The following is a 26,208-nucleotide window of genomic DNA, read 5'->3' on the forward strand; positions in this document are numbered from 1 at the left end:
GGCGAGGGGTGCGGGCCCTTCCGCTGTGCGCCGGACGGCTACTGGGCGCCCGAGATGGGCGACAGCAGCTGCTCCAGCTCCTCCTCGCGCTCCTGCGCGGCGACGAAGAGCAGCTCGTCGCCGCCCTCCAGGGTGTCGTCCTTGCCCGGCACCAGCACCCGGCCCTCGCGGATGATGGTCACCAGGGCGGTGTCCTGAGGCCAGGCCACGTCGCCCACCCGGGTGCCGACCAGCTCGGTGTCGGAGGCCAGGGTCAGCTCGACCAGGTTGGCGTTGCCCTGGCTGAAGCGCATCAGGCGGACCAGGTCGCCGACACTGACCGCCTCCTCGACCAGCGCGGACATCAGACGCGGGGTGGAGACGGCGACATCCACGCCCCAGGACTCGTTGAAGAGCCACTCGTTCTTGGGGTTGTTCACCCGGGCGACCACCCGCGGCACCGCGTACTCGGTCTTGGCGAGCAGCGAGACGACCAGGTTGACCTTGTCGTCACCGGTCGCGGCGATCACCACGTGGCAGCGCTGCAGCGCTGCCTCGTCCAGCGAGGTGATCTCACAGGCGTCGGCCAGCAGCCACTCCGCCATCGGGACCCGCTCCACCGAGATGGAGTTGGGGTTCTTGTCGATCAGCAGGACCTCGTGGCCGTTCTCCAGCAGCTCGCCCGCGATCGAGCGGCCCACGGCACCGGCCCCGGCAATGGCGACCCGCATCAGTGACCCTCCTCCTTCGGCCCCTGCGCGAACGCGGCCTCGACCGCCGTCAGGTCGGCCCGGCGCAGCATCACGTGCACCAGGTCGCCCTCCTGGACCACCATCTGCGGCGAGGGGAGGACCCCCTCGCCGAGCCGGGTGACGAACGCCACCCGGGTGCCGGAGGCCTCCTCCAGCTTGCTGACCCGGTGGCCGATCCAGCGCGGGTCGTACGCGACCTCGGCGAGCTGCACGCCACCGCTCGGGTCCTGCCACAGCGGCTCGGCGCCGCTCGGCAGCAGCCGGCGCAGCATCTGGTCGGCGGTCCAGCGGACCGTCGCCACGGTGGGGATGCCCAGCCGCTGGTACACCTCGGCGCGGCGGGGGTCGTAGATCCGGGCGGCGACGTTCTCGACGCCGAAGTTCTCCCGGGCCACCCGTGCGGCGATGATGTTGGAGTTGTCACCGCTGGAGACCGCGGCGAAGGCGCCGGCCTCCTCGATGCCCGCCTCGCGCAGGGTGTCCTGGTCGAAGCCGACGCCGGTCACCCGGCGCCCGTTGAACCCGGCGCCCAGCCTGCGGAAGGCGGTCGGGTCCTGGTCGACCACGGCCACCGAGTGGCCCTGTTTCTCCAGCGCTCTGGCGAGGGCCGAGCCCACGCGGCCGCAGCCCATGATGACGATGTGCACCGGCGCTTACCTCACCCGTCCCGAAGGGCTCTTGACCTGCGCAAACACCGTTCAACTCCGTTTCCCGCCCGGTCGTCCGGGACGAGGGTCATCGTGGGGGCGCCGACCCGGCAACGCTGGACAACCAGAGTGTTGCCTGCCGACTCGTATCCGACACGCTAGCCGGTCCACCGAACACAGTCGCGACGAAGGGGGGGACAAACGGCGGAGCCTTGACCTGGAAGCCCCTACGATTCCTTAACGTGCCTATGCCGACTGACCTTCCGAAACGCATCCTGATCGGGCGCGCCCTACGCAGCGACAAGCTGGGCGAGACGCTTCTGCCCAAGCGGATCGCGCTGCCCGTGTTCGCCTCGGACGCGCTCTCCTCGGTCGCGTACGCCCCCGAGGAGATCCTGCTCACCCTCTCCATCGCGGGCGCCTCGGCGATCCACTTCTCCTGGCAGATCGGCGTCGTCGTGGCGATCGTGATGCTCGCCGTGGTCGCGTCGTACCGGCAGAACGTGCACGCCTACCCCAGCGGTGGTGGCGACTACGAGGTCGCGACCGTCAACCACGGTCCGGCCGCCGGTCTGGTGGTCGCCAGCGCGCTGATGGTCGACTACGTGCTCACCGTGGCCGTGTCCACCACCTCGGGCGTCGCCAACGTCGTCTCCGCCGTGCCCGCGCTGCGCGGCCACGAACCGCTCCTGTCGGTGGTCGTGGTCGTCCTGCTGATGGGCATGAACCTGCGCGGGGTCCGTGAGTCCGGAAGCGCCTTCGCCGTTCCCACCTACGCCTTCATGGTCGGCGTGATCGGGATGGTCGGCTACGGGGTGTTCCGGCACTTCGCTCTCGGCCAGGACATGCCCTCCGAGAGCTCCGGCTTCCACCTCGCCGCCACCCCGGGCAACGACTCGCTGGCCGGCTTCGCGATGGTGTTCCTGCTGCTGAAGTCCTTCTCCTCCGGCTGTGCCGCGCTCACCGGCGTGGAGGCGATCTCCAACGGCGTGCCGGCCTTCCGCAAGCCGAAGAGCAAGAACGCCGCCACCACGCTGCTGATGATGGCGAGCGTCGCCGTCGTGATGTTCATGGGCATCATCTGGCTGGCCCGGCTGACCGGTGTCCAGATGGCCGAGAACCCGACCGAGCAGCTGGTCGGCGCCTCGCCGGGCTACCACCAGAAGACCGCGCTGGCGCAGATCAGCGAGGCAGTGTTCAGCAACTTCACGCCCGGCTTCTACTTCGTGGCCGGTGTCACCGGACTGATCCTGGTGCTCGCCGCCAACACCGCCTTCAACGGCTTCCCGGTGCTCGGCTCGATCCTCGCCCAGGACCGCTACCTGCCGCGCCAGCTGCACACCCGCGGCGACCGGCTGGCCTTCTCCAACGGCATCATCCTGCTGGCGATCGCCGCGATCCTGCTGATCCTGGCCTTCAACGCCGACCCGAACCGGCTGATCCAGCTCTACATCGTCGGCGTCTTCGTCGCCTTCAACATGAGCCAGTCCGGCATGATCCGGCACTGGACCAGGCTGCTGCGCACCGAGACCGACCAGTCCAAGCGCCGCCACATGCAGCGCAGCCGGGCGATCAACGCCTTCGGCCTGGTGATGACCATGGCCGTGCTGATCGTCGTCCTGGTCACCAAGATCAGCCACGCCTGGATCGCGATCGCCGCGATGGCCGCGCTGTTCGTGATGATGAAGGGCATCCGGCGTCACTACGACCGGGTCTCCGAGGAACTCATCGCCGCCGAGGTGCCGGACGACGTGGTGCTGCCCACCAGGGTGCACGCCATCGTGCTGGTCTCCAAGCTGCACAAGCCGGCGCTGCGCGCCCTCGCGTACGCCAGGCTGGCCCGGGCCCACACGCTGGAGGCCGTCACGGTCAACGTCGACCCGGACGACACCGCGGTGCTGCGGCGGGAGTGGGACGAGCGCGGCATCGAGGTGCCGCTCAAGGTGCTGGACTCGCCGTACCGCGAGATCACCGGGCCGGTCCTGGACTACGTGAAGAACCTGCGGCGCAGCAGCCCGCGCGACGTGGTCTCGGTCTACATCCCGGAGTACGTGGTCGGCCACTGGTACGAGCACCTGCTGCACAACCAGAGCGCGCTGCGGCTCAAGGGACGGCTGCTGTTCAAGCCCGGGGTGATGGTCACCTCGGTGCCGTGGCAGCTGGAGTCCTCGGAACGGCGCAAGCCGCAGAAGGCCTGGTCGGCGCCGGGTGCCGTCCGTCGTGGCGAGCCCCGGGCGCCGAAGGCCGTAAAGTCGAAGGATTCCGTCTCCACCGGTACGAACGCCGGTGACACCCCCGACCGCAGCAAGGACTCCTCCCAGTGACCCGCAACAATCCGTCCCGCTCCTCCGGCGCCTCCGGCAAGGGCGCCCGCCGGGGCGGCTCCCAGCCCGGGAAGGTCTCCCGGCCGCGCTGGGGCCGGCCGGCCCGTCCGGAGGCCACCGACCGCGACGGCCTCACCGCGCGCACCGCGCCGATCGTCCCCGGCGAACGGGAGGACCGGGAGCCCGTCGGGCCGACGGCCGGCAAGGCCGCGGGCAAGGAGGGCGGCAAGGGCGCGCGCAAGGCCGCCGGGAAGGGCTCCGGCCCGGGCACGGCGAAGGGGGCCGGCCAGGACGCTTCGAAGGGCGCCGCCGGGGCCGACCGCAAGGCGCCGCGCAAGCAGGCGGTGCGGCCGCCCAAGGCGCTGCGCACCGCCGCCGCCCGGCCGTCGCGGCCCGAGGCGCCCTCCGGCGAGCCGCTGGCCGGGCAGCGCTACGAGGTCGAGGTCGGCCCGGTCGCGCACGGCGGCGGGCACTGCGTGGCCCGGCACGAGGGTCGGGTGCTGTTCGTGCGGCACGCACTGCCCGGTGAGAAGGTCGTCGCGCTGGTGACCGACGGGACCACCACCTCGCGGTTCCTGCGGGCCGACGCGGTGGAGGTGCTGGAGCCCGCCAAGGACCGGATCGAGGCGCCGTGCCCGTTCTCCGGGCCGGGCAAGTGCGGCGGCTGCGACTGGCAGCACGTCACCCCGGGCGGGCAGCGCAAGCTCAAGGCGGCGGTGCTGACCGAGCAGCTGGCCAAGCTGGCCGGGCTCACCCCGGCCGAGGCGGGCTGGGACGGCAGCGTCGAGCCGGTCGGCGGCAAGCTGCCGGCCGGGCAGGTGCCGGCCTGGCGCACCCGGGTGCAGTACGCGGTGGACGCGGAGACCGGCAAGGTCGGCCTGCGCAAGCACCGCTCGCACGACGTGCAGCCGATCGACCGCTGCCTGATCGCCGCCGAGGGCGTCACCGAGCTGGGCATCGAGGCCCGCGACTGGTCGGGCGTGGCGAGCGTCGAGGCGATCGCCGCGAGCGGCTCCTCGGACCGCCAGGTGGTGCTGACCCCGCGCGAGGGAGCCCAGCTGCCGCTGGTCGAGCTGGACAAGCCGGTGTCGATCGCCCGGATCGACGACCAGGGTGACGTGCACAAGGTGCACGGGCGCGGCTTCGTGCGCGAGCGGGCGGCCGGCCGGACCTGGCGGGTCAGCAACGGCGGCTTCTGGCAGATCCACCCGGAGGCGCCGGAGACCCTGGTCGACGCGGTGCTGGAGGGCCTGGACCCGCAGTGGGGCGAGAACGCGCTCGACCTGTACTGCGGCGTCGGCCTGTTCGCGGGCGCGCTGGCCGACCGGGTCGGCGAGGACGGCGCGGTGCTCGGCATCGAGTCCTCCAAGCAGGCCGTGGCCGACGCCCGGCACAACCTGGCCGCGCTGGAGAACGTGCGGGTCGAGTGCGACCGGGTCGAGACGCTGCTGCCGCGCACCGGCATCACCGCCACCGACCTGATCGTGCTGGACCCGCCGCGCTCGGGCGCCGGTCGCGAGACCGTCGCGCACCTGGTCGGCCTGGAGGCGCGCCGGATCGCGTACGTGGCCTGCGACCCGGCGGCGCTGGCCCGGGACCTGAAGTTCTTCCGCGAGGGCGGCTACCGGCTGGTGTCGCTGCGGGCCTTCGACCTGTTCCCGATGACGCACCACTTCGAGTGCGTGGCGATCCTGGAGCCGGCCGGAGAGTGATCCCGGGCCCTCGGGCGCACGGCACGGCAGGAGGCGGTCACCCGTTCGGGGTGGCCGCCTCCGGCGCTTCCTGGAGCCGGTTACTCGTTGTGCTCCTCCTCGGGCCGGCTACTCGTTGTGCTCCTCCTCGTCGACGCTGTGCGGGAGGTCGATGCCGTGCTGGGCGGCGAGCCGTAGCAGCGAGGCGACCCGGCCCTCGTAGGCCTGGACGCCATCGGCGTCGCCTTCGGTCCGGGCCGCCGCAAGGTCCCGGCGGGCTTGGTCGAGCTGCTCGCGCAGCTCCTGGTCGAACATGGCTGTCATCTGTGGGCCTCCGCACCAGCCGCTCGGGGATCGCTCGGGGGAGTTTCAGAGTCCCGGACGGTGCTGCACTCTTCAAGTCTCACTCCGCCGCCGGGGACGCGGGCGGCCCTCGGTCTCCGATGGCGCCGGTCGCGGGACGGGCCGTCGGTGCGGGCCGTCGGTGCTGGCCGATGACGGCGAGGTTGCGCGAGGGCGTGCGGCAGGTGTGCGGGCGGTGTGCGTGCGCCCTTGTTGTGCTAGCACTTGAGCGCTAGCTTGAGCGGCATGGGTAAGAAGCAGCTGAACGTGCGGGTCGACGCCACGACCGCCGAGATGGCCCGGGAGCGGGCGGAGCAGCAGGGGATCAGCATGAACCAGTACATCGAGCGCCTGGTCCAGCAGGACATGGGCGAGTCCGGACGGGCCTTCGTGGACGCGGCCGCTCAGTTCATGAAGGAGTACGAGTCGGCCTTCCTCGCCGAGTTCGGGGAGCCGAGCGACCTCCAGGACGTGCGCCGTTGAAGCTGGAGGTCGACCTCTCGTGGCTGCTCATGACCGCCGAGCAGTACACACCCGGTGACCCGCAGGTCGCCGACTACGGCTCGCTGCTCGCGGCCGTCACCCGCCACCAGGCCGAGATATTCGACATCGCCGTCTACCCCGAACCGCAGGACCGCGCCGCCGCGCTGATGCACCAGCTGATCCGGGTGCCCGCCCTGGAGAAGACCAACGAACTCTTCGCGACCGCCGTCGCCTACGCCTACCTGGTCGCCAGCGGCTGCACCGTCGCCACCACCGCCCGCGAGGTGCGCAGCCTCTCCCGGGCCATCCGCGAGGGGCGGATCGGGGTGTCGGGCGTCGCCGAGCGGCTGGCCGCCTGGGTGGTGGACGAGGCGGAGGGGGAGGAGGTCGGCGGGGCGGACGACGAGGACGAGGACGACGACTGACCGCCGCCGTCCCCGCCAGGGCTGCCGTCCCCGCCAGGGCTGCCGTCCCCGTCGGGGCCGGGGTTCGGCTCAGGCCCGGGTGGCGGCGGGCTCCCGCGCTTCGGCGGGCTCCGGGGTCCCGGCGGGCTCCGCGATCAGGGCGGTGGCGAAGCCGTGGAAACCCGCCCGGCGGTAGATCCGGGCGACGTCCTCGTCGGAAGCGGACAGGAACACCGTCCGCACGCCGTTCGCCCGGGCGTGCGCGACCAGGGCCGCGGTGACCGCCAGGCCCAGCCCGCGCCGGCGGGCGGACGGGAGCGTGCCCACGCCGACCACCTCGCCGACCGCGCCCACCGGGTTGTACTGGCCGGAGCACACCACCGTGCCGGCGTCGAGCGCCGCGGCCTGCACGGTGAGGCCGTCGGTGATCCGCTGAGCGATCCGCGCGGTTCCTCCTTCGGCCGTCAACCGTGCGACCTTCTCGGCCAGTTCGGCCGCACCCGCCGCGCCGATCGCGGTGCCCGGGGCGCCGAAGGCCAGGTCGGGGACGGCGATCGCCTCGGCCAGCTCGGGCGCGTCCGCCGTCAGCACCCGCACCTCCACGTGCTCCGGCAGCACGGGCGCCGGCGCCGGCTCGTCCCGCGGGCCCAGCACCAGCAGCGGGTGCTCGTGCACCGTCAGGCCCGCCGCCTCGACCGCCGCCCGCAACTCGGGATTCCGCTCGGCGACCCACTCGAAGGCCTCCGGCGCGCCCAGCTCCCGCTGCCGCTCCAGCACCCGGCGGACGTCCTCGGCGGTGGCGGCCGGGCCGGTGTGGCCGAGGGTCGGGCGGGCGTAGTACTGCCAGCCGGTGTCGCCCTTGCGGACGAACAGGGTCAGCGCTCCGAAGTCCTCGGTGCGGGCGGCGTTGCGCGGCACGGCGTCGTAGTAGCGCTCGATCTCGTCGAGCAGAGGGCTGTCGGGAACATGATCGTCAGAAGTCACGGCGTGCATCCAAACAGGGGAATGGGCGCCGTGCCACCCCTTTTCGCCTGCGGTCCGGCACCTCGGCCACGCCCCCGAGCGGCGATTGTTGCCCAACGCTTACCCGCCCGCAGCGATCTTGTGTGCACGCGGCAGGCATGCTGATGCCTTTACAGCTCCGCCGAGGGGGACGGCGGACGTCTGCACGAGGCGAGGGGGAAGACAGGCCGATGAGGCTCTGCTTTCTGGTGGAGGAACACTACCGGCGCGACGGCATGCCACTCGACGTGGCACGCCAACTCGCGGAGTGGGGGCACCGGGTGGATGTACTGCGCCCCGGGGACTCGCTGCTGGCGATCTCCGAGGAGGTCCGGGCGGGCAGCCACGACGCCTGGGTGCTCAAGACCGTGTCCGGCGGCCCCGGGCTGACCCTGCTGGAGTCGGCCGCCGCGGTCGGACTCACCACGGTGAACGACGTGCGCTCGATCCGCGGGGTCCGGGACAAGGCGATCGCCGCGGTCATCGGGCGGACCCGCGGGCTGCCCGTTCCGGTCACGTACGCGGCCGCGCGCTGGGAGCGGCTGGCGGAGATCCCGGCGGCCGAGTACCCGCTGGTGGTCAAGCCCGCCGACGGCAGTTCCGGGCGCGGCGTCCGGCTGGTCCGCAGCCCCGACCAACTGTCGGTGATCGGGCCGGAGCTGGCGGGGGAGGGGCTGCTGATCGCGCAGCCGTACGTGCCCAACTCGGGGACCGACCTCAAGGTGTACTGCGTCGACGGCGAGCTCTTCGCGACGGAGCGCTCCTCGCCGCTGCACCCCGGGCAGGCGGTGCGCGAACGGCGGGTGCCGTTGCCGGGGAGCGTCGCGCGGATCGTGGCCCAGGTCGGCGAGGTGTTCGGGCTGGACCTGTACGGGGTCGACGTGCTGCTCGGGCCGGACGGGCCGGTGGTGGTGGACGTCAACGACTTCCCGAGCTTCCGCCAGGTGCCGGACGCGGTGGCCCGGGTCTCCCAAGCGGTGCTGCGGCTCGCGCGAAGCGGCACGGCCGTCTCGGTGCCCGGTGCGCTGCCCGCCGATCTGGTGCCCGCGGGCGGCGACCCGTACGCGCAACTCGGCTTCGGTGAAGGAGAGTTGCTGTGAGGGTCGGACTGATCACCGGCGACCCGGGACACCCGGTGCTGACGGCGGCCGCCGAGCTGTTGGTGCGCCAGGGACACGAGGTGGTAGTCGTCCCGCCCGTGGGGCCGGCGGCCGAACCCGCGGACGTCTACCTGCTCAAGGCCAGGACGCCACAGGCGCTCGCGCTGGCACGGGAGCTGGAACGCCTGGGGGCGCCGGTGGTCAACTCGGCGGCGGCCACCGGGCTGTGCCAGGACCGGGTGCGGATGGCCGAACTCGCCCGAGCCGCCGGGCTGCCCTTCGCGCGGACCACCGACGCCGGACCGCTGGGCGAACTCACCGCCCCGGACTACCCGTTCGTGGTCAAGAGCCGGCACAGCAGGCGGCACGACCTGGTCGCCCGGGTGGACGGGCCGGCCCGGCTGCGGGAACTCGCCGGGCGCCGGCCCGAAGAGCCGGTCGTCACCCAGCCGTTCGTCCCGGGGACGGGCTGGGACCAGAAGCTGTGGGTGGTGGACGGACAGGTGTTCGCGGCCCGGCGGCAGTCCGAACTCGCCACCGGCACCGGGAAGGCGGGTCGGGCGGAGGACTGGGAGCCGTCCGCCGCGCGGGCGGCGCTCGCGCTGCGCGTCGGCGCGGTGTTCGGGCTCGACGTGTACGGGGTCGACCTGCTGGACGGGCCCGCCGAGCCGGTCATCGTGGACGTCAACGCCTTCCCCGGGGTGCGCGGCCGGGCGGGCGCGCCGGAGGCGCTCGTGGCGCTGGCGCTGCGGGTCGGGGCTCCCGCGGCCCTGGCCCGCTCCCGGGGCCCGCTCTCGGTTCCGGGGCCGCTCCCGGTTCCCGGGCCGTTCTCGGTTCCGGGTCCGGCAGGGCGCCCGCGGTAGGGCCGGCCGGTGGGGTCGGGACGTCCGGTCCGGCCGGGTGGTTAGGCTGGCTGGCGCCCCGACCGGCCGGGGCGTACGGCGAGAGAAGACGGAACCTTGCTCCAGGACATCGAGCGCTACCTGGCCTGCCCGCACTGCGCGCAGGCCCTCACCCGGTACGACCGCAGCCTGCGCTGCCCGGCCGGGCACAGCTTCGACCTCGCCAAGCAGGGCTACGTCAGCCTCCTCGCCGGCGACGCCCACACCGGCACCGGGGACACCGCGGAGATGGTCGCCGCCCGCGCGGACTTCCTCGCCGCCGGGCACTACCGGCCGATCGCCGAGGCGCTGGCGGAGGCCGCCTCCGCCGCTGTCTCCCCGGCCGCCGACGGGACCGAGGGCTTGGTCGCCGACCTCGGCGCCGGCACCGGCCACTACCTGGCCCACGTCCTGGACGCACTGCCCGGCAAGGTCGGCGCCGCTCTCGACATCTCCAAGTACGCGCTGCGCCGCGCCGCCAGGGCCCACCCCCGGATCGGCGCCGTGGTGTGCGACGCCTGGCGCCCGCTGCCGCTGCGGGACGCCTCGGCCGAGCTGATGCTCAACGTCTTCGCCCCGCGCAACGGGCCCGAGATCCGGCGGGTGCTGCGCCCCGGCGGCACCCTGCTGCTGGTCTCGCCGACCGCCCGGCACCTGCGCGAACTCGTCGGCGCGCTGGGGCTGCTGTCGGTGGACGAGGAGAAGCAGCGGCGGATCGACGAGAAGCTCGGGCCCCACCTGGAGCCCGCGGGGCGGCGGGAGGTCGAGTTCACCCTGCGGCTCGGCCCGCAGGACGTGCGCACCGTCGTCGGGATGGGGCCGAGTGCCTGGCACACCGACCCGGAGCGGCTCGCCGCCGCGCTCGCGGAGCTGCCGGAGCCGGTCGAGGTGACGGCCTCGGTGACGGTGGCCGCGTACCGGCGCTGAGCGCTCCGGCGCGGTGCCCGAGGGGTCTCCCAGGGGCCTGGGCGGTTCCTGGGCGGTGCTCGGGCGGTGCTCGGGCGGTTCCCGGGCGGTGCTCGGGCGGTCCGTGGGCGGTGTCCGGGCGCCACGTTGGGATGAATCTGCCGCGCAGGCACGTTTCTGCCCGTCGGCCTGCGGCTAACGTCCGACGGGTGAACCGCGAAGCCACCAGGCCCGCCGCCCCGGCCCACCTCCGACCGGGCGCCCCGGGGCCCGACCGGCCACCCGTGCCCCGCCCCACCGTCGAGGAGCTCCGGCTCACCTCGTTCAAGTCCTACCGGCGCGCGGTCCTGCCGCTCGCGCCCCTCACCGTGCTGCACGGGCCCGCCGGGGTCGGCAAGTCCAACGCCCTCGACGCGCTGGCCGTGCTGTCCCGGCTCGCCCTCGGCGAGGAGATCGCCGACTCGCTGGACGGCCTGCCCGGCCGCACCGGCCCGCTCGCCGTACCCGTGCGCGGCGGGCTGGACGGGTGCGTCCCGCACGGGCGGGACGCGATCAACCTCGGGTGCACCGTCCGCTCGCCGCACGGCCTGATCCGGCTCGACGCCGTGATCCGCACCGACGGCCCGATCCGGATCGCGCGGGAGACGCTCACCCTCGACGGCCGGACCCTGATGGACACCGCCGAGCAGGACGTCCGCAACCGGCGGGTCAACGTCTGCTGGCACAACGACACCCGCCAGGGCGACATCCGGGCGCCGTTCCCCAGCGGCACCCTGATCACCGCCCAGCTGCCGCTGCGGGTCGCCGGCTCGTCGGCCGGGGAGTGCCTCGTCCTCGCGGCCACCGAGGACCTGCTCACCGCACTGCGCGAGGTCTTCCCGTTGCACCCCGTCCCCGCGCTGATGCGGGGCTGGGCCCGGGCCGACCCGCAGGCCCGGCTGCGCGGCAACGCCGCCAACATCTCCGCCGTGATCCACCGGCTGGGCAACGAGTGCCAGCGCCGGTACGGGCAACTGCTGCGCGCCGTGCAGTCCGCCGCGCCGTACCCGCTGCTCGGGCTGAGGGTGGCCGAGCGGGAGAGCGAGGGCGTGCGGCGGGTCCTCGCCGTCTTCGACGAGGGTGTCCTCGGCCGCACCGGGGCCGACCAGGCCTCCGACGGCATGCTGCGTCACCTCGCCTTCGCCGCGGTGCTGCTGACCGGGGCCGGGGTGCTCGACCTGGACGTGGCCGCCGAGGTGCCCTGGGCGCACCGGCAGCTCATCGTGCTGGCCGAGGACCTGGGCGCGGGGCTCTCCGTCGAGCAGGCCGCCACGCTGCTGCGGCTGGCCCGGGACATGGCGGAGCGCAGCCAGCTGCGGGTGGTCGCGGCCCTCCAGGATCCGGCGGCGGCGCGGGAGGCGTTGGGGGAGCCGCTCGGGGGCGGAGCGGTGCTGGTGGTCGAGTGCCGGCGGGACCCGGACTCGGGGTTCACGGTGCTGCGGCCGGAGACGGCGCGGGTGCCGGCCCAGGGCGGGCACGGTCCGGGGGAGGAGGGCCGCCCGGCGGGGGAGGGCGGCGTGACTGGGGAGGACTGCGTGATGGGGGACGGCCATGCGGTGCGGGAGGGTACTGGGCCGGTCGGTGACCCGGCGGGAGCTGGGGCGGCGGGCCGGGATGCGGTAGACCTGGAGGGGTGAGCGAACGAGTGACGGGGCCGGCGGAGCCCACCGTGGAGGCCTTGCGGCAGCGGTTGGCGGACTTCGCGGCGGCCCGGCGGTGGGAGCCCTTCCACACGCCCAAGAACCTGGCGGCGGCGCTGAGCGTGGAGGCGGGGGAGCTGCTGGAGATCTTCCAGTGGCTGACGCCCGAGCAGGCGGCCGCGGTGATGTCCGAGCCGGAACGCGCGTACCGGGTGCGCGACGAGGTCGCGGACGTGCTGGCGTACCTGCTGCAGTTCTGTACGGCGGTCGGGGTGGACCCGCTGGCGGCCCTGGCGGCCAAGATCGAGCGGAACGAGCTCCGCTTCCCGGTGCCGACGGACGCGCCGGGCGGCCTCGGAGAGAGGGCGGCCGACGCCCCTGAACATGTGACTGGCGTCAACTCGGACGTGAGCGAATAACCCTTGTGGGGGAGAGAAGTCATCCACACCCCCGGAGTTGTCCACAGGTTCTGACAAGGCGGATGCGCTCTCGCGCTCTTCCTCGCACGCTCTTGCCGTGACCAGCCGTCACCTCCCGACCGCCCCTCCCGGGGCCGGGAGGTGACGGCGACAGCGAGCGGGAGGAGCGGTGGCCATGGAGGCGCTGCGACTGATCAAGACGGCCCGGCACGCCCTGGCCGAGGCCAGGCACGTACCGGACGTGCTGGCCGAGGCGCGGCAGGCCGCGCTGCTCACCGAGGCGGTGGGTGTCCGGTTGGCGGAGTCGGAGGACGAGGAGCTCACCGGTCTCGGCCAACAGCTGTCCGAGGCCGGGGCGCACGCGGCGGTCTGCCTGGACCGCTCGGTCGTCCGGGCCGCCCTGGTGAGCGGAGGCCGGGCAGCGCGGCTCACCGACCTCGGGGACTTGGCGCCGGCCCTGGGGGCGCTGGACGGGCTGCTCCAGGAGGTCGGCGAGACGCTGGTGGTGCTGGCCTGCGGAGCGGACACCGAGAGCCTCTACTGGACGTGCATCGACGGTGTGGACGCGGTCTCGGAGTGCAAGGACCTGACCGGTCTGCTGCGCGCGGCGGCGGTCCGGGCCGAGACGGAGGAGTCCGTGGCGCTCGGCGGGGCGGCACCGGAGCGGGCGGGGAGCGGGGCGGCGCCGTTACTGACGGTCCGGCTCGGCCCACCGGGCGAAACCGGTCCACCCACCGGCGGTGACCGGCCCTGCGGCAGCGCTCCGCCGGGCGGCAGCGGCCCGCCCGACGGGGGCGGGCCTGCCGAGGCGGAACGGACCCCGGGCTACCGGGTGCCGGGTTCCCCCGGGGCCCCGGAGGTGTCCGGGGCCCCGGAGCGGTCGGACGCGCCGGAGGTGTCGGTGCCGGTCGGGTAGCCGGCGGAGTCGGCGGAGGAGGCGTTCCGGGGGCTGGTGCCCTGGAGCTCGGCGAGGTCCGCGGAGACGGAGGCGAGCAGTTCCTGCATCTGCTCCAGCAGGCTCTTGGGAGTGGCGGGTCCGGCCGAGGTGCCGTCGGCCGAGCCCGTCGGGCTGCTCGGGAACTGCGGCGTGGCAGATGGTTCGGACATGACGGAACCTCTTCGGATCGCTGGTGCGGTGTGGAGCGGCCCGCGGTGGCTCGGACCGCACGGCGGGAGGCGGCAGTTGCCCGCCACCGGGGCACCCACCTCCGCCGTAGCACCCAACGAACCGTCCCAGAGGCCGTCACCCGGACACCACTCGATGCGGTCCAACTCCGCGGCGCGGTAAGCCTCCCGGGTGAGCCGGGGTTGCCGTCACGGGGCCGCCTCGGCTAGGCCCTGTCCGGGCCCGTCCGGGCGTGGGAAGGCTTCGGGCCCGGCGGGAGCGCGGTGTGGCCGGAGGCGCGATCGAACGCGCCCGAAGAGGAACGGAGGAAGGAACAAGGGGGCAAACCCACCCCTCGCCACTCTCAACGTATAGCGCATGGGGGGTCTTGCGGCAAGGCCCCCGTGGTGGCGCACAATCGCAGGCCTCAGATCGGAGCTGATGCCATGAACCGCCAGACCACCAGGGCGTTCGACCTCCCCGACCGCCTCGCCGCCAAGGCCGATCCGGCGCTGATCGGCGAGGACGAACGGCACTTCGAGGCCATTGAGGAGAGTCTGGAGCAGTCGATCGCCGAGCTGTCGGACCGCCTCGACGCGCTGCGCCGCGCGCCGGGCGGCCTCGGCCGGGAGGCGATGGACCGGGACATCGAGGTGCACAGGCTGACCGGTCGGCTGCGCGCCCTGCGGCGCTTCGGCCTGGACCTGTGCCTCGGGCGGGTCGTCCGCGCGGACGAGCCGGAGCCGGTGTACATCGGGCGGCTCGGCCTCACCGACAGCGAAGGGCGCCGGCTGCTGGTCGACTGGCGCTCGCCCGCGGCCGAGCCGTTCTTCGCGGCCACCCACGCCGACCCGATGGGCCTGGCGAGCCGGCGCAGGTACCGCTGGACGGGGGGCCGGATCGGTGACTACTGGGACGAGGTGTTCACTGCCGAGGGCCTGGAGGGGCACGCCGCGCTGGACGACCAGTCCGCGTTCGTCGCGAGCCTGGGCGGCAACCGGTCGGCCCGGATGCGGGACGTGCTGGCCACCATCCAGGCCGATCAGGACGCCGTCATCCGGGCCGGCTCCCGGGGTGCCCTGGTGGTCGACGGCGGCCCGGGCACCGGGAAGACGGTCGTCGCGCTGCACCGCTCCGCGTACCTGCTCTACTCCGATCCCCGGCTCGGCCACCGGCGCGGCGGTGTGCTGTTCGTCGGTCCGCACCAGCCCTACCTGTCCTACGTCGCCGACGTCCTGCCCAGCCTCGGCGAGGAGGGGGTGCGCACCTGCACCGTGCGGGACCTCGTCGCCGAGGGTGCGCAGGCCGGGCCCGAGGCCGACCCGGAGGTGGCCCGGCTGAAGTCCTCGGTCGAGCTGGTGAAGGCGGTCGAGAAGGCCGTCCGGTTCTACGAGGAGCCGCCCGCCGAGGGCATGGAGGTCACCACCCACTGGGCCGATCTCTGGCTGAGCGCGGAGGACTGGTCCGACGCGTTCGACGCACCGGACCCGGGCACCCCGCACAACGAGGCCCGCGAGCAGATCTGGGAGGAGCTGGCCACGATCCTGATGGACAAGCTGGACGAGGCCGAGGGGGTCTCGCCCGAGCTGTTCCGCCGGTCGCTGCGGCAGGACCGCGAGCTGGTCGGGACGCTCAACCGGGCCTGGCCGCTGCTCGACCCGGCCGAGCTGGTCGGCGACCTCTGGTCGGTGCCCGCGTACCTGCGGATGTGCGCGCCCTGGCTCGAACCGGAGGAGGTGCGTGCGCTCCAGCGCAAGGCCGCACCCCAGGCCTGGACGGTGTCCGACCTGCCGTTCCTGGACGCCGCCCGGCAGCGGCTCGGCGATCCGGAGGCGGACCGGCGCCGGCGCCGGCGGGAGGCCGCGGTCGCCGCCGAGCGCGCCCGCATGGCCGACGTCATCGGCGACCTGCTCCAGGCCGATGACGACGGCGAGGGCGCGGTGACGATGCTGCGCGGGCGCGACCTCCAGGACACCCTGGTCGACGAGACGGTCCTGCCCGTCGCCGATCCGGAACCGCTCGCCGGGCCGTTCGCGCACATCGTGGTGGACGAGGCCCAGGAGCTGACCGACGCGGAGTGGCAGATGCTGCTGCTGCGCTGCCCGTCCAGGAGCTTCACCATCGTCGGGGACCGGGCGCAGGCCAGGCACGGATTCACGGAGACCTGGCCCGAGCGCTTGGAGCGGATCGGGCTCGAACGGAACACGGTGGCCTCGCTGAGCATCAACTACCGGACACCGGAGGAGGTCATGGCCGAGGCCGAGCCGGCGATCCGGGCCGCGCTGCCGGACGCCAACGTGCCGACCTCGGTCCGCAGCAGCGGTATCCCGGTCGTGCACGGGACGGTGGCGGAGCTGGACGCCGTCCTGGACGGCTGGCTCGCCGAGCACGCCGAGGGGACGGCCTGCGTCATCGGCGCCCCCGGTTTCGAGGCGCGGCCGCGGGTCCGGTCGCTGACCCCGGAGCTGTCCAAGGGCCTTGAGTTCGACCTGGTCGTCCTGGTCGACCCGGAGGCGTTCGGCGGGGGCATCGAGGGAGCCGTCGACCGGTACGTCGCGATGACCAGGGCGACCCAGCGGCTGGTGGTCCTCAGGAGTTCCTGAGGACGGCCCGGCGGTGGGCACGGCGGAGGGGCGCGGCGTACGGAAGGAGGGAGCGAAGGAGGGAAGACGGTCCGAGCGGTCCGCCATCGTCCCCGGGGTGTCCCCGAGCTGTTCCCGGGCAGCGAGCGGGGCCCGGCGCCGCCTGGCGCCGGACCCCGACGGTCAAGGCCCGCAGGTCAGTTGTGGGCGTGCAGGTCGGCGTTCAGGCCGCCCCAGGAACCGGAGCGGGCGATGACCTCGACCGCGCCGCTCTGCGAGTTGCGGCGGAACAGCAGGTTGTCCTGGCCGGACAGCTCGACGGCCTTGGCCACCGTGCCGTCCGGCGTGGTGACCCGGGTGCCGGCGGTGACGTACAGGCCGGCCTCGACCACGCAGTCGCTGCCGAGCGAGATGCCGATGCCCGCGTTGGCGCCGAGCAGGCAGCGCTCGCCGACCGAGACGACCTGCTTGCCGCCGCCGGACAGGGTGCCCATGATCGAGGCGCCGCCGCCGATGTCGCTGTGGTCGCCGACGACGACGCCCGCGCTGATCCGGCCCTCGACCATGGAGGTGCCCAGCGTGCCGGCGTTGAAGTTGACGAAGCCCTCGTGCATCACGGTGGTGCCGGCGGCCAGGTGCGCGCCGAGCCGGACACGGTCGGCGTGGGCGATGCGCACGCCGGTCGGGGCGACGTAGTCGGTCATCCGCGGGAACTTGTCGATCCCGTAGACGGCCAGCTGGCCGCCCTGGGCGCGCACGGCCAGGCGGGCCTGCTCGACCTTGTCCACCGGGACGGGGCCGATGCTGGTCCACGCGACGTTGGCCAGCAGCCCGAAGATGCCGTCCAGGTTCTGACCGTGCGGCTTGACCAGGCGGTGGCTGAGCAGGTGCAGGCGCAGGTACACGTCGTGGGTGTCGAGCGGCTTCTCGTCCAGCGAGGCGATGGTGGTGCGCACGGCGACCACCTCGACGCCGCGGCGGGCGTCGACGCGCAGCGCCTCGGCCGCGCCGGCCCCGAGCTCGGCCTCGGCCTGCTCGGCGGTCAGCCGGACAGTGCCGGCCGGGCCGGGCTCGGCGGCCAGCGCGGGGGCGGGGAACCAGGTGTCGAGGACGGTGCCGTCGGCGGCGAGGGTGGCCAGACCGGCGGCCACGGCGCCGGTCGCCGGAGAGGTGGATTCGAGCGAGGTGGATTCAGCAGTCACACCGTGCACGTTAACCAATGCGGGGCCCCGGTGCCGAACACGCCCACCGGGCGGACACGGCCGCCGGACCCGCCGGTCGGCGCCCCGTGAGGTGGGAAAACCCGGTGCCCGGCTCCCCGGCGCTGGGCAATACTTCGGCGGGTGTTCATGTCGATCTCCACCACCGGCAGCGCCGAGGACCCGGCCACGGATCTCGGGTTCCTGCTGCACAAGCACCCCGGCAAGGTCCAGCGGTTCACCACGTCGCACGGCGAGGCCCACGTCTTCTACCCGGAGGCGGGGGACGAGCTCTGCACGGCGGTGCTGCTGCTGGACATCGACCCGATCGCGCTGGTCCGCAAGGGCCGGGGCGACGGCCGGGGGCGCGGCGGCTCGCCCGACTTCGCGCTCGCCCAGTACGTCAACGACCGTCCGTACGCCGCGTCCTCGCTGCTCGCGGTGGCGCTGCGCACGGTGTTCCGGTCCGCGATGAAGGGCGCCTGCCCGGCCCGCCCCGAACTGCCCGGCCAGACCCGCCCGCTGCGGATCGAGCTGCCCGCCGTGCCCGCCAACGGCACGGGCGAGGACGGCGGCCCGGCACTGGTGGTCCGGCTGTTCGAGCCGCTGGGCTGGCAGGTCGAGGCGACGGCGATCCCCTTGGACGAGTCGTTCCCCGAGTGGGGCGAGTCCCGCTACGTGCGGATCGCGCTCTCCTCCGGAACGGTACGGCTCGCCGAGGCGCTCCAGCAGCTGTACGTGCTGCTGCCGGTGCTGGACGGGGCCAAGCACTACTGGGTCGCCCCGGACGAGGTGGACAAGCTGCTCGCCGCCGGTCAGGGCTGGCTGGCCGCCCACCCGGAGCGTGCCCTGATCGCCCGTCGCTACCTGTCCCGGCGCTGGTCGCTGACCCGGACCGCGATGGAGCGGCTGGAGCTGGCCCGGCTGGCGGAGGCGGACGACCGCGAGGTCGAGGAGATCGACAACGCGGTCGACGACCGGCCGGAGGAGGAGGCCCAGACGCCGCAGGGACACGGACGGGAACACGGACGGGAACAGGCCCGGGCGCTGGAGTCGCAGCGGGAGCGGGAGCCCCGGCAGCCCTCGCTCGCCGAGCGGCGGCGTGCCGCGATCATCGCCGCACTGCGCGAGACCGGCGCCGCCAGCGTCGCCGATCTCGGTTGCGGCCAGGGCGAGTTGATCGGCGAACTGCTCAAGGACGCCCGGTTCACCGGGATCCTCGGGGTGGACGTCTCCGCCAGGGCACTGCGCGCGGCGGGCCGTAAGCTGGGCCTGGAAAGACTGTCGGAGCGTCAGGCGGCCCGGGTGTCACTGACCCAGGGGGCGCTCACCTACACCGACGACAGACTGAAGGGCTTCGACGCGGCGGTGCTGTGCGAGGTGATCGAGCATCTGGACCTGCCTCGCCTGCCCGCGTTGGAGTACGCGGTGTTCGGCGCCGCCCGGCCGAGGGCGGTCGTGGTCACCACGCCGAACGCCGAGTACAACGTCCGCTGGGAGAACCTGCCGGCGGGCACCGTCCGGCACGCCGATCACCGCTTCGAGTGGTCCCGGGCCGAGTTCCGAGCCTGGGCGGAGAAGGTCGCCGCCGTGTACGGCTACGCCGTCGAGCTGCGCCCGGTCGGTCCGCAGGACGAGGAGGTCGGCGCACCGACCCAGCTGGCCCTGTTCACCACCTCCCCGACCCCGAGCACCTCCCCCGGCCCCACCCCGTCCACGATGCCCACCACGCCCGCGATGCCCACCACGCCCGCGATGGACGCGACGCCCGAAGGAGGCGAGCCCCGATGACCGACGACACCACCGACAGCCCTGACGAGAGCCAGGACCAGAACCAGGACCAGGATCAGGCGGAGAGCACCACCTCCCGCCGCCTGCCCGTCACCGACGTCTCCCTCGTCATCCTGATCGGCACCAGCGGCGCGGGCAAGTCCACCTTCGCCCGCCGCCACTTCCTGCCCACCCAGGTGGTCTCCTCGGACTTCTGCCGCGGCCTGGTCGCCGACGACGAGAACGACCAGTCGGCCTCCGCCGACGCCTTCGACGTCCTGCACTATGTCGTCGGCAAGCGGCTGGCGGCCGGCCGGCTGACCGTCGTGGACGCCACCAACGTCCAGCCCGAGGGCCGCCGGCAGCTGGTCGCGATCGCCCGTGAGCACGACGTGCTGCCGATCGCGATCGTCCTGGACCTCCCGCCGGGGGTGTGCGCCGAGCGCAACCGCTCCCGCCCGGACCGGCAGCTGCCCGCCCACGTCGTCCCGCGCCAGCACCGCGAGCTGCGCCGCTCGCTGCGCGGTCTGGAACGCGAGGGCTTCCGCAAGGTGCACGTCCTGCGCGGCGAGGCCGAGGTCGCGGCCGCGGAGATCGAGCTGGAGAAGCGGTACAACGACCTGCGCCACCTCACCGGCCCGTTCGACATCGTCGGTGACATCCACGGCTGCCGCTCCGAGCTGGAGACCCTGCTGACCCGGCTCGGCTACGCCCTCACCCGGGACGCCGAGGGCCGCCCGGTGGACGCCGCCCACCCCGAGGGCCGCACCGCCGTCTTCGTCGGCGACCTGGTCGACCGCGGCCCCGACACCCCGGGCGTGCTGCGCCTGGTGATGGGCATGGTGGCGGCCGGTCACGCGCTCTGCGTGCCGGGCAACCACGAGAACAAGCTCGGCCGGGCGATGGACGGCAGGAAGGTCACCGTCGCCTACGGTCTCCAGGAGTCGCTGGACCAGCTGGCCGGGGAGAGCGAGGAGTTCCGCGCCGAGGTCCGGGCCTTCATGCGAGGCCTGGTCAGCCACTACCTGCTGGACGGCGGCGCCCTGGTGGTCTGCCACGCGGGCCTGCCGGAGAAGTACCACGGCCGCAACTCCGGCCGGGTCCGCTCGCACGCGCTGTACGGGGAGACCACCGGCGAGACCGACGAGTACGGCCTGCCGGTGCGCTACCCGTGGGCGGAGGAGTACCGGGGCCGGGCGCTGGTGGTCTACGGCCACACCCCGGTGCCGTCCGCGAGCTTCGTCAACAACACGGTCTGCCTGGACACCGGCTGCGTCTTCGGTGGCAGTCTGACGGCGCTGCGCTACCCGGAGCGCGAACTGGTGAGCGTCGCGGCCGAGCGCGAGTGGTACGCCCCGGTGCGCCCGTTGGTCACCGACGCGCCGGGCTCCCGGGAGGGCCGTCCGCTGGACCTGGCCGACGTGGCCGGTCGCCGGATCGTCGAGACCGGGCTGCACGGGCGGGTCGCCGTCCGGGAGGAGAACGCGGCGGCCGCGCTGGAGGTGATGAGCCGTTTCGCGCTGGACCCGCGACTGCTCGCCTACCTGCCGCCGACCATGGCGCCGAGCGCCACCTCCCGTCGGGACGGCTACCTGGAGCACCCGGAGGAGGCTTTCCTCGGCTACCGCGCGGACGGTGTGCGGCACCTGGTCTGCGAGGAGAAGCACATGGGCTCGCGCGCGGTGCTGCTGGTCGCCAGGGACGGGGCCGCGCTGGAGCGACGCTTCGGGGTGGCCGGGCCCGGCGCGATCTGGACCCGGACCGGCCGGGCCTTCCTCACCGACGAGGAGCTGACCGGTGCCGTGCTCGACCGGGTCCGGGAGGCCGCCGAGCGCGCCGGGCTGTTCGAGGACCTGGCCTCCGACTGGCTGCTGCTGGACGCCGAGCTGATGCCCTGGTCGCTGAAGGCGGTGGAACTGCTGCGCCGCCAGTACGCGGCGGTCGGCGCGGCTGCGGGCGCCGCCCTGCCGGAGGTGCTGTCCGCGCTGGAGCGCGCGGCCGGGCGCGGCCTGGACCTGGCGCACCTGACCGCCCGCCAGCGGCAGCGCGCGGCCGACGCTCGGGCGTTCACCGAGGCGTACCGGCGCTACTGCTGGCCGACCGAGGGCCTGTCGGGCATCCGGCTCGCGCCGTTCCAGCTGCTGGCCGCCGAGGGGGCGAACCTCGCGGTGCGTCCGCACGACGAGCACCTGGCCTGGATCGACCGGCTGGTGGACGCCGACGCGCCCGCCGGCAGCACCGACAGCAGCACCGCCGACGCCACCGACAGCACGGCCGCGGGCGCGACCGCGGGAACGGCCGTCGGCCGGGCCGACCGCGGGGAGCCGGTGCTGCACCGCACCCGCCGGGTCCTGGTGGACACCGGGGACGAGGCCTCGATGGCCGCCGCCACCGAGTGGTGGGAGGAGCTGACCGGAGCGGGCGGCGAGGGCATGGTGGTCAAGCCGCTGGCCTCGCTGGTGCGCACCGCGCGCGGGGAGGGGCGTCCGGGCGGCCTGGTGCAGCCCGGGGTGAAGGTGCGCGGCCGGGAGTACCTGCGGATCGTCTACGGCCCGGACTACACCGAGCACCTCGACCGGCTGCGCCTGCGGGCGCTGGGCCACAAACGCTCGCTGGCGCTGCGCGAGTACGCGCTGGGCGTGGAGGCGCTGGACCGGCTGGCGGCGGGGGAGCCGCTGTGGCGGGTGCACGAGCCGGTCTTCGCGGTGCTCGCGCTGGAGTCGGAGCCGGTCGACCCGCGGCTGTAGCGGTGGCGCCGGACGGCGCCGAACGAGGGGAGTCCCGGTCGGGGGGGCTCCCCTCATCCGCCCCGTCGCTGCATAGAAATTCTGGAGGTCGTATATACTTGCCCTTTCTCTCGGTCCATCACCCCAGGAGCCCGGCATGGCCTTCAACCTCCGGAACAGAAACTTCCTCAAGGAGCTCGACTTCACCCCCCAGGAGTTCCGCTTCCTGGTGGACCTCGCCGCCGGGCTCAAGGCAGCGAAGTACGCGGGCACCGAGCAGCCCCGGCTGCGCGGCAAGAACATCGCGCTGATCTTCGAGAAGACCTCCACCCGCACCCGTTGCGCCTTCGAGATCGCCGCCCACGACCAGGGCGCCAGCACCACCTACCTGGACCCGGCGGCCTCGCAGATCGGCCACAAGGAGTCCATCAAGGACACCGCCCGGGTGCTCGGCCGAATGTTCGACGGCATCGAGTACCGCGGCCACGGTCAGGAGATCGTCGAGGAGCTCGCCGAGTACTCCGGCGTGCCGGTCTGGAACGGCCTGACCGACGAGTGGCACCCCACCCAGATGCTGGCCGACGTGCTCACCATCACCGAGCACACCGCCAAGCCGCTCCCCGAGGTCGCCCTCGCCTACCTCGGCGACGCCCGTTCCAACATGGGCAACTCGCTGCTGGTCACGGGCGCCCTGCTCGGCATGGACATCCGGATCGTCGCCCCCCGTGAGCTGTGGCCGGCCGAGGACGTGCGGAAGTCGGCCCAGGCCCTGGCCGAGACGACCGGCGCCCGGATCACCCTGACCGAGGACGTGGCCGAGGGCGTGGCCGGCGCCGACTTCCTCTACACCGACGTCTGGGTCTCGATGGGGGAGCCCAAGGAGGTCTGGGCCGGGCGGATCGAGTTGCTCAAGCCCTACCAGGTCTCGATGGACACCGTCCGGGCCACCGGCAACCCGGCCGTGAAGTTCCTGCACTGCCTGCCCGCCTTCCACGACCTGGGCACGGTGGTCGGGCGGCAGATGCACGAGGCGACCGGCATGTCCGAGCTGGAGTGCACCGACGAACTGTTCGAGTCCTCGCACTCCATCGTCTTCGACCAGGCCGAGAACCGGCTGCACACCATCAAGGCGGTCCTGGTCGCCACCCTCGGCTCCTGACCGGCTCGGCCTGACCCGTCCGGTCCGTCCGGCTCGGCCTGACCCGTCCGGCCCGTCGGGTCGGTCCGACGGGCCCGCCAGGCCCCGGGGACTCCCCGGCCCGCCGCCCCGAGGGCGCGTCCGGCCTCAGCCGTCCAGCTTGACGCAGGCCACCCGGTCGCCCGCAGCGTGCGGGCCCGTCACGTACGGGCCCGCCGTGTGCGAGCCGGCCGGGGTGCCCGCGTGCAGCACCAGCGAGCGGGCCTCGCCCGGCCGTGGTTGCCAGTTGACCGCGGTGGTGGCGCTGCCCGCGCCCCGCCCGTCGGTGCGCAGCACCAGCCGCAGTTCGTTGCGCGCGTTGGCGTACGCCGGGTCGGTGGACGGCTGCACCGGGTCGACCCGGTCCTGGTAGTGCGGCCCGGAGGAGGCCGGGTCGGCCCCGCAGTCGCGGGTGTGCAGGTGCACCGGGAACTCGTGGTCGGGGGCGAGTCCGGAGGCCGTCAGGGTGAGCGCCGTCCGCCCGGGGACCGAGCGGTCGGTGACGATCCGGGCGTGCGAGCCGTACGGCACCAGGTCGCTCGCGTAGCTGATGGCGGCCGGCGGGACGAAGGCGGTGGCCGGGTCGAAGTCGGCCTCGACCACGGAGACCGGCGAGGCGGCCGGGGCGAGCAGGGCCAGCGGCAGCAGGGCGGCGGCGAGCGGAGCGGGCATCGGGGCGGGCCTTCCACGGGCGGGGGCGACGGTCCCCCTGCTAACGCGGCCGGGGCCCCGAGGACACCGCGGTCGGCTCGTGGGGGGTCCGTCGGGTGCCTCGGCTCAGTCCGTGTCCCGCCGGATGCCCCGGATCTCGCAGCGCGGCCCGCCGGCCCGCATCAGCCGCAGGTCGGCGGTGACCAGCGGCACCCCGTACACCTCGGCGACCGCGACGTACGCGGCGTCGTCCGGGGTCCCGCCGGCGGGTACCGCCCCCTCGCCGACCGGCGGTTCCGGTGGTGAGCTTGTGGTGGTGCTGCTGACGGCAGCCGTGGTCGTGGCGGGTGCGGTCCGGTCGATCGGGCCGGAGCGCGAGCGGTGCGGCCCGGAGAAGATGTGAGTCAGGCCATGCACTATGGTTTATCTCGACATCGAGATAACTGGCCCTTACGCTATATCTCGACATCAAGATACTTGCCGAGAGGCGCTCACCGGCGATGCGGGATAGGTCAGCCTAAGTAAGGGTGACCTTACCACCGTGTGGCGGCCGGATACCGCACGAAGCACCCAGAAGGAGTCAGTCGTGTCCGCGAACAGCTTCGACGCCCGCAGCTCGCTGCAGGTGGGCGACGAGTCGTACGAGATCTTCAAGCTCTCCGCCGTCGAGGGTTCCGAGCGGCTGCCGTACAGCCTCAAGGTGCTGCTGGAGAACCTGCTCCGCACGGAGGACGGCGCGAACATCACCGCCGACCACATCCGCGCCCTCGGAAACTGGGACGAGAACGCCCAGCCGAGCCAGGAGATCCAGTTCACCCCGGCCCGCGTGATCATGCAGGACTTCACCGGCGTGCCGTGCGTGGTCGACCTCGCCACCATGCGTGAGGCCGTCAAGGAGCTGGGCGGCGACCCGGCGAAGATCAACCCGCTGGCCCCGGCCGAGCTGGTCATCGACCACTCGGTCATCGCCGACAAGTTCGGCACCAAGGACGCGTTCACCCAGAACGTCGAGATCGAGTACGGCCGCAACAAGGAGCGCTACCAGTTCCTGCGCTGGGGCCAGACCGCGTTCGACGAGTTCAAGGTCGTCCCGCCGGGCACCGGCATCGTCCACCAGGTCAACATCGAGCACCTGGCCCGCACGGTCATGGTCCGGGGCGGCCAGGCCTACCCCGACACCTGCGTCGGCACCGACTCGCACACCACCATGGTCAACGGCCTGGGCGTGCTGGGCTGGGGCGTCGGCGGCATCGAGGCCGAGGCCGCGATGCTGGGCCAGCCGGTCTCCATGCTGATCCCGCGCGTGGTCGGCTTCAAGCTGACCGGCGAGCTGCCGGCCGGCACCACCGCCACCGACCTGGTGCTCACCATCACCGAGATGCTGCGCAAGCACGGTGTGGTCGGCAAGTTCGTCGAGTTCTACGGCGACGGCATCGGCTCCATCCCGCTGGCCAACCGCGCCACCATCGGCAACATGTCGCCGGAGTTCGGCTCGACCTGCGCGATCTTCCCGATCGACGCCGAGACCATCAACTACCTGAAGCTCACCGGCCGTGACGAGCAGCAGCTCGCCCTGGTCGAGGCGTACGCCAAGGAGCAGGGTCTCTGGCACAACCCGTCGCACGAGCCGGTCTACTCCGAGTACCTGGAGCTGGACGTCTCCACCGTCGTCCCGTCGATCTCCGGCCCGAAGCGCCCGCAGGACCGCGTGGTCCTGGCCGAGGCCGCCGAGAAGTTCGCCGAGGCGCTGCCGGCCTACTCCGCCGAGGCCTCGAAGCCGACCGCCGTCACCGCCCCCGACGGCTCGTCCTACGAGATCGACAATGGCGCGGTCGTGATCGCCTCGATCACCTCCTGCACCAACACCTCCAACCCCTCCGTCATGCTGGGCGCCGCCCTGCTGGCGAAGAAGGCCGTGGAGAAGGGCCTGCACGTCAAGCCCTGGGTCAAGACCACCCTGGCGCCCGGCTCCAAGGTCGTCATGGACTACTACGAGAAGGCCGGCCTGCTCCCGTACATGGAGAAGCTGGGCTTCAACCTGGTCGGCTACGGCTGCGTCACCTGCATCGGCAACTCGGGCCCGCTGCCCGAGGAGGTCTCGGCCGCCGTCAACGAGTCCGACCTGGCGGTCGTCTCGGTGCTCTCCGGCAACCGCAACTTCGAGGGCCGGATCAACCCCGACGTCAAGATGAACTACCTGGCCTCCCCGCCGCTGGTGGTCGCCTACGCCCTCGCCGGCAACATGAACATCGACATCACCAAGGACGCCCTGGGCCAGGACGCCGACGGCAACGACGTCTTCCTCGCCGACATCTGGCCGTCCGAGCAGGAGGTCGCCGACACCGTCGCCGGCTCCATCGACGAGGCCATGTTCGACAAGGGCTACCAG

The 26,208-nt window shown here is 73.3% G+C and carries 23 protein-coding genes; 15 read left to right on the top strand and 8 right to left on the bottom strand.

Annotation, left to right across the window (positions count from 1 at the left end; genetic code table 11):
- Nucleotides 1–38 precede the first annotated feature (38 nt).
- Together ACFRMQ_RS15760 and ACFRMQ_RS15765 are read right to left on the bottom strand one after the other, a co-directional pair.
- Nucleotides 39–710, bottom strand: a complete 672-nt coding sequence (locus tag ACFRMQ_RS15760; protein WP_380702877.1) for a potassium channel family protein — start codon at nt 708–710, stop codon at nt 39–41.
- Nucleotides 710–1,378: a potassium channel family protein gene (locus ACFRMQ_RS15765; protein ID WP_380731016.1), complete on the bottom strand. Its 669-nt coding sequence runs from the start codon at nt 1,376–1,378 to the stop codon at nt 710–712. Before ACFRMQ_RS15765 ends, ACFRMQ_RS15760 begins: the two co-directional genes overlap by 1 nt.
- Nucleotides 1,379–1,626: 248 nt before the next feature.
- Here ACFRMQ_RS15765 and ACFRMQ_RS15770 point away from each other — a divergent pair, with 248 nt between their 5' ends.
- Both ACFRMQ_RS15770 and ACFRMQ_RS15775 read left to right on the top strand, forming a co-directional pair.
- Nucleotides 1,627–3,702: an APC family permease gene (locus ACFRMQ_RS15770; protein WP_380731017.1), complete on the top strand. Its 2,076-nt coding sequence runs from the start codon at nt 1,627–1,629 to the stop codon at nt 3,700–3,702.
- A 362-nt stretch (nt 3,703–4,064) separates the two neighbouring features.
- Nucleotides 4,065–5,414 (top strand): class I SAM-dependent RNA methyltransferase, encoded by a 1,350-nt coding sequence (locus tag ACFRMQ_RS15775; protein WP_380731036.1) that lies wholly within the window; start codon nt 4,065–4,067, stop codon nt 5,412–5,414.
- A 108-nt stretch (nt 5,415–5,522) separates the two neighbouring features.
- Here the strand turns inward: ACFRMQ_RS15775 and ACFRMQ_RS15780 are convergent, their stop codons facing one another.
- Nucleotides 5,523–5,717 (bottom strand): hypothetical protein, encoded by a 195-nt coding sequence (locus ACFRMQ_RS15780; RefSeq protein WP_380731018.1) that lies wholly within the window; start codon nt 5,715–5,717, stop codon nt 5,523–5,525.
- A 264-nt stretch (nt 5,718–5,981) separates the two neighbouring features.
- On the opposite strand from ACFRMQ_RS15780, the gene ACFRMQ_RS15785 reads away from it, so the two are divergent.
- On the top strand, nt 5,982–6,218 hold the full coding sequence (locus ACFRMQ_RS15785; RefSeq protein WP_380731019.1) for a toxin-antitoxin system HicB family antitoxin: 237 nt from the start codon (nt 5,982–5,984) through the stop codon (nt 6,216–6,218).
- Nucleotides 6,215–6,643: a fic family toxin-antitoxin system, toxin component gene (locus tag ACFRMQ_RS15790; RefSeq protein ID WP_380731020.1), complete on the top strand. Its 429-nt coding sequence runs from the start codon at nt 6,215–6,217 to the stop codon at nt 6,641–6,643. The genes ACFRMQ_RS15785 and ACFRMQ_RS15790 overlap by 4 nt, the downstream gene beginning before the upstream one ends.
- 69 nt (nt 6,644–6,712) lie before the next feature.
- Here ACFRMQ_RS15790 and ACFRMQ_RS15795 read toward each other — a convergent pair whose 3' ends face one another.
- The gene (locus tag ACFRMQ_RS15795; RefSeq protein ID WP_380731021.1) at nt 6,713–7,606 is read right to left on the bottom strand and encodes a GNAT family N-acetyltransferase; all 894 of its coding nucleotides are present in this window, start codon (nt 7,604–7,606) and stop codon (nt 6,713–6,715) included.
- Nucleotides 7,607–7,815: 209 nt separating this feature from the next.
- Here ACFRMQ_RS15795 and ACFRMQ_RS15800 point away from each other — a divergent pair, with 209 nt between their 5' ends.
- The 6 genes from ACFRMQ_RS15800 to ACFRMQ_RS15825 all read left to right on the top strand — a co-directional run bounded on the left by ACFRMQ_RS15800 (nt 7,816) and on the right by ACFRMQ_RS15825 (nt 13,525).
- On the top strand, nt 7,816–8,724 hold the full coding sequence (locus ACFRMQ_RS15800; RefSeq protein WP_380731022.1) for a RimK family alpha-L-glutamate ligase: 909 nt from the start codon (nt 7,816–7,818) through the stop codon (nt 8,722–8,724).
- Nucleotides 8,721–9,587, top strand: coding sequence for a RimK family alpha-L-glutamate ligase (locus ACFRMQ_RS15805; RefSeq protein ID WP_380731023.1), 867 nt, complete (start codon nt 8,721–8,723; stop codon nt 9,585–9,587). Before ACFRMQ_RS15800 ends, ACFRMQ_RS15805 begins: the two co-directional genes overlap by 4 nt.
- 96 nt (nt 9,588–9,683) lie before the next feature.
- A complete protein-coding gene (locus ACFRMQ_RS15810) occupies nt 9,684–10,532 on the top strand; it encodes a putative RNA methyltransferase (RefSeq protein WP_380731024.1) in 849 nt (282 codons plus the stop codon).
- A 188-nt stretch (nt 10,533–10,720) separates the two neighbouring features.
- Entirely contained in the window at nt 10,721–12,187 is a 1,467-nt protein-coding gene (locus ACFRMQ_RS15815) for an AAA family ATPase (protein ID WP_380731025.1), read from the top strand.
- 8 nt (nt 12,188–12,195) lie between these two features.
- Nucleotides 12,196–12,609, top strand: a complete 414-nt coding sequence (locus ACFRMQ_RS15820; RefSeq protein ID WP_380731037.1) for a nucleotide pyrophosphohydrolase — start codon at nt 12,196–12,198, stop codon at nt 12,607–12,609.
- A 175-nt stretch (nt 12,610–12,784) separates the two neighbouring features.
- A complete protein-coding gene (locus ACFRMQ_RS15825; protein WP_380731026.1) occupies nt 12,785–13,525 on the top strand; it encodes a DUF6099 family protein in 741 nt (246 codons plus the stop codon).
- On the opposite strand, the gene ACFRMQ_RS15830 is transcribed toward ACFRMQ_RS15825, so the two are convergent.
- Nucleotides 13,435–13,716 (bottom strand): hypothetical protein, encoded by a 282-nt coding sequence (locus ACFRMQ_RS15830; RefSeq protein WP_380731027.1) that lies wholly within the window; start codon nt 13,714–13,716, stop codon nt 13,435–13,437. The two genes, ACFRMQ_RS15825 and ACFRMQ_RS15830, sit on opposite strands and share 91 nt — an antisense overlap.
- 444 nt (nt 13,717–14,160) lie before the next feature.
- On the opposite strand from ACFRMQ_RS15830, the gene helR reads away from it, so the two are divergent.
- Nucleotides 14,161–16,317 (top strand): RNA polymerase recycling motor ATPase HelR, encoded by a 2,157-nt coding sequence (gene helR / locus ACFRMQ_RS15835; RefSeq protein WP_380731028.1) that lies wholly within the window; start codon nt 14,161–14,163, stop codon nt 16,315–16,317.
- Nucleotides 16,318–16,493: 176 nt separating this feature from the next.
- Here the strand turns inward: helR and dapD are convergent, their stop codons facing one another.
- Nucleotides 16,494–17,498 (bottom strand): 2,3,4,5-tetrahydropyridine-2,6-dicarboxylate N-succinyltransferase, encoded by a 1,005-nt coding sequence (dapD, locus tag ACFRMQ_RS15840; RefSeq protein ID WP_380731029.1) that lies wholly within the window; start codon nt 17,496–17,498, stop codon nt 16,494–16,496.
- 141 nt (nt 17,499–17,639) lie between these two features.
- Here dapD and ACFRMQ_RS15845 point away from each other — a divergent pair, with 141 nt between their 5' ends.
- From ACFRMQ_RS15845 to argF, 3 genes are all read left to right on the top strand, one after another.
- Complete coding sequence (locus ACFRMQ_RS15845; protein ID WP_380731030.1) at nt 17,640–19,286, top strand: 3' terminal RNA ribose 2'-O-methyltransferase Hen1; 1,647 nt, start codon at nt 17,640–17,642, stop codon at nt 19,284–19,286.
- Nucleotides 19,283–22,012 (top strand): polynucleotide kinase-phosphatase, encoded by a 2,730-nt coding sequence (locus ACFRMQ_RS15850; protein WP_380731031.1) that lies wholly within the window; start codon nt 19,283–19,285, stop codon nt 22,010–22,012. The genes ACFRMQ_RS15845 and ACFRMQ_RS15850 overlap by 4 nt, the downstream gene beginning before the upstream one ends.
- A gap of 136 nt (nt 22,013–22,148) precedes the next feature.
- Nucleotides 22,149–23,150 carry an ornithine carbamoyltransferase gene (gene argF / locus ACFRMQ_RS15855; RefSeq protein WP_380731032.1) on the top strand — a complete coding sequence of 334 codons (1,002 nt, stop codon included), beginning with the start codon at nt 22,149–22,151 and terminating at the stop codon, nt 23,148–23,150.
- Nucleotides 23,151–23,276: 126 nt separating this feature from the next.
- Here the strand turns inward: argF and ACFRMQ_RS15860 are convergent, their stop codons facing one another.
- The gene (locus tag ACFRMQ_RS15860) at nt 23,277–23,840 is read right to left on the bottom strand and encodes a superoxide dismutase family protein (RefSeq protein WP_380731033.1); all 564 of its coding nucleotides are present in this window, start codon (nt 23,838–23,840) and stop codon (nt 23,277–23,279) included.
- A 105-nt stretch (nt 23,841–23,945) separates the two neighbouring features.
- Nucleotides 23,946–24,236 (bottom strand): hypothetical protein, encoded by a 291-nt coding sequence (locus ACFRMQ_RS15865; protein ID WP_380731034.1) that lies wholly within the window; start codon nt 24,234–24,236, stop codon nt 23,946–23,948.
- A gap of 169 nt (nt 24,237–24,405) precedes the next feature.
- Between ACFRMQ_RS15865 and acnA the strand changes: the two genes are divergently transcribed.
- Nucleotides 24,406–26,208: aconitate hydratase AcnA (gene acnA, locus ACFRMQ_RS15870; RefSeq protein WP_380731035.1), on the top strand; the 1,803-nt coding region annotated here is incomplete at its 3' end.

The organism is Kitasatospora sp. NPDC056783 (genome assembly GCF_042789895.1).
GTDB lineage: Bacteria > Actinomycetota > Actinomycetes > Streptomycetales > Streptomycetaceae > Kitasatospora.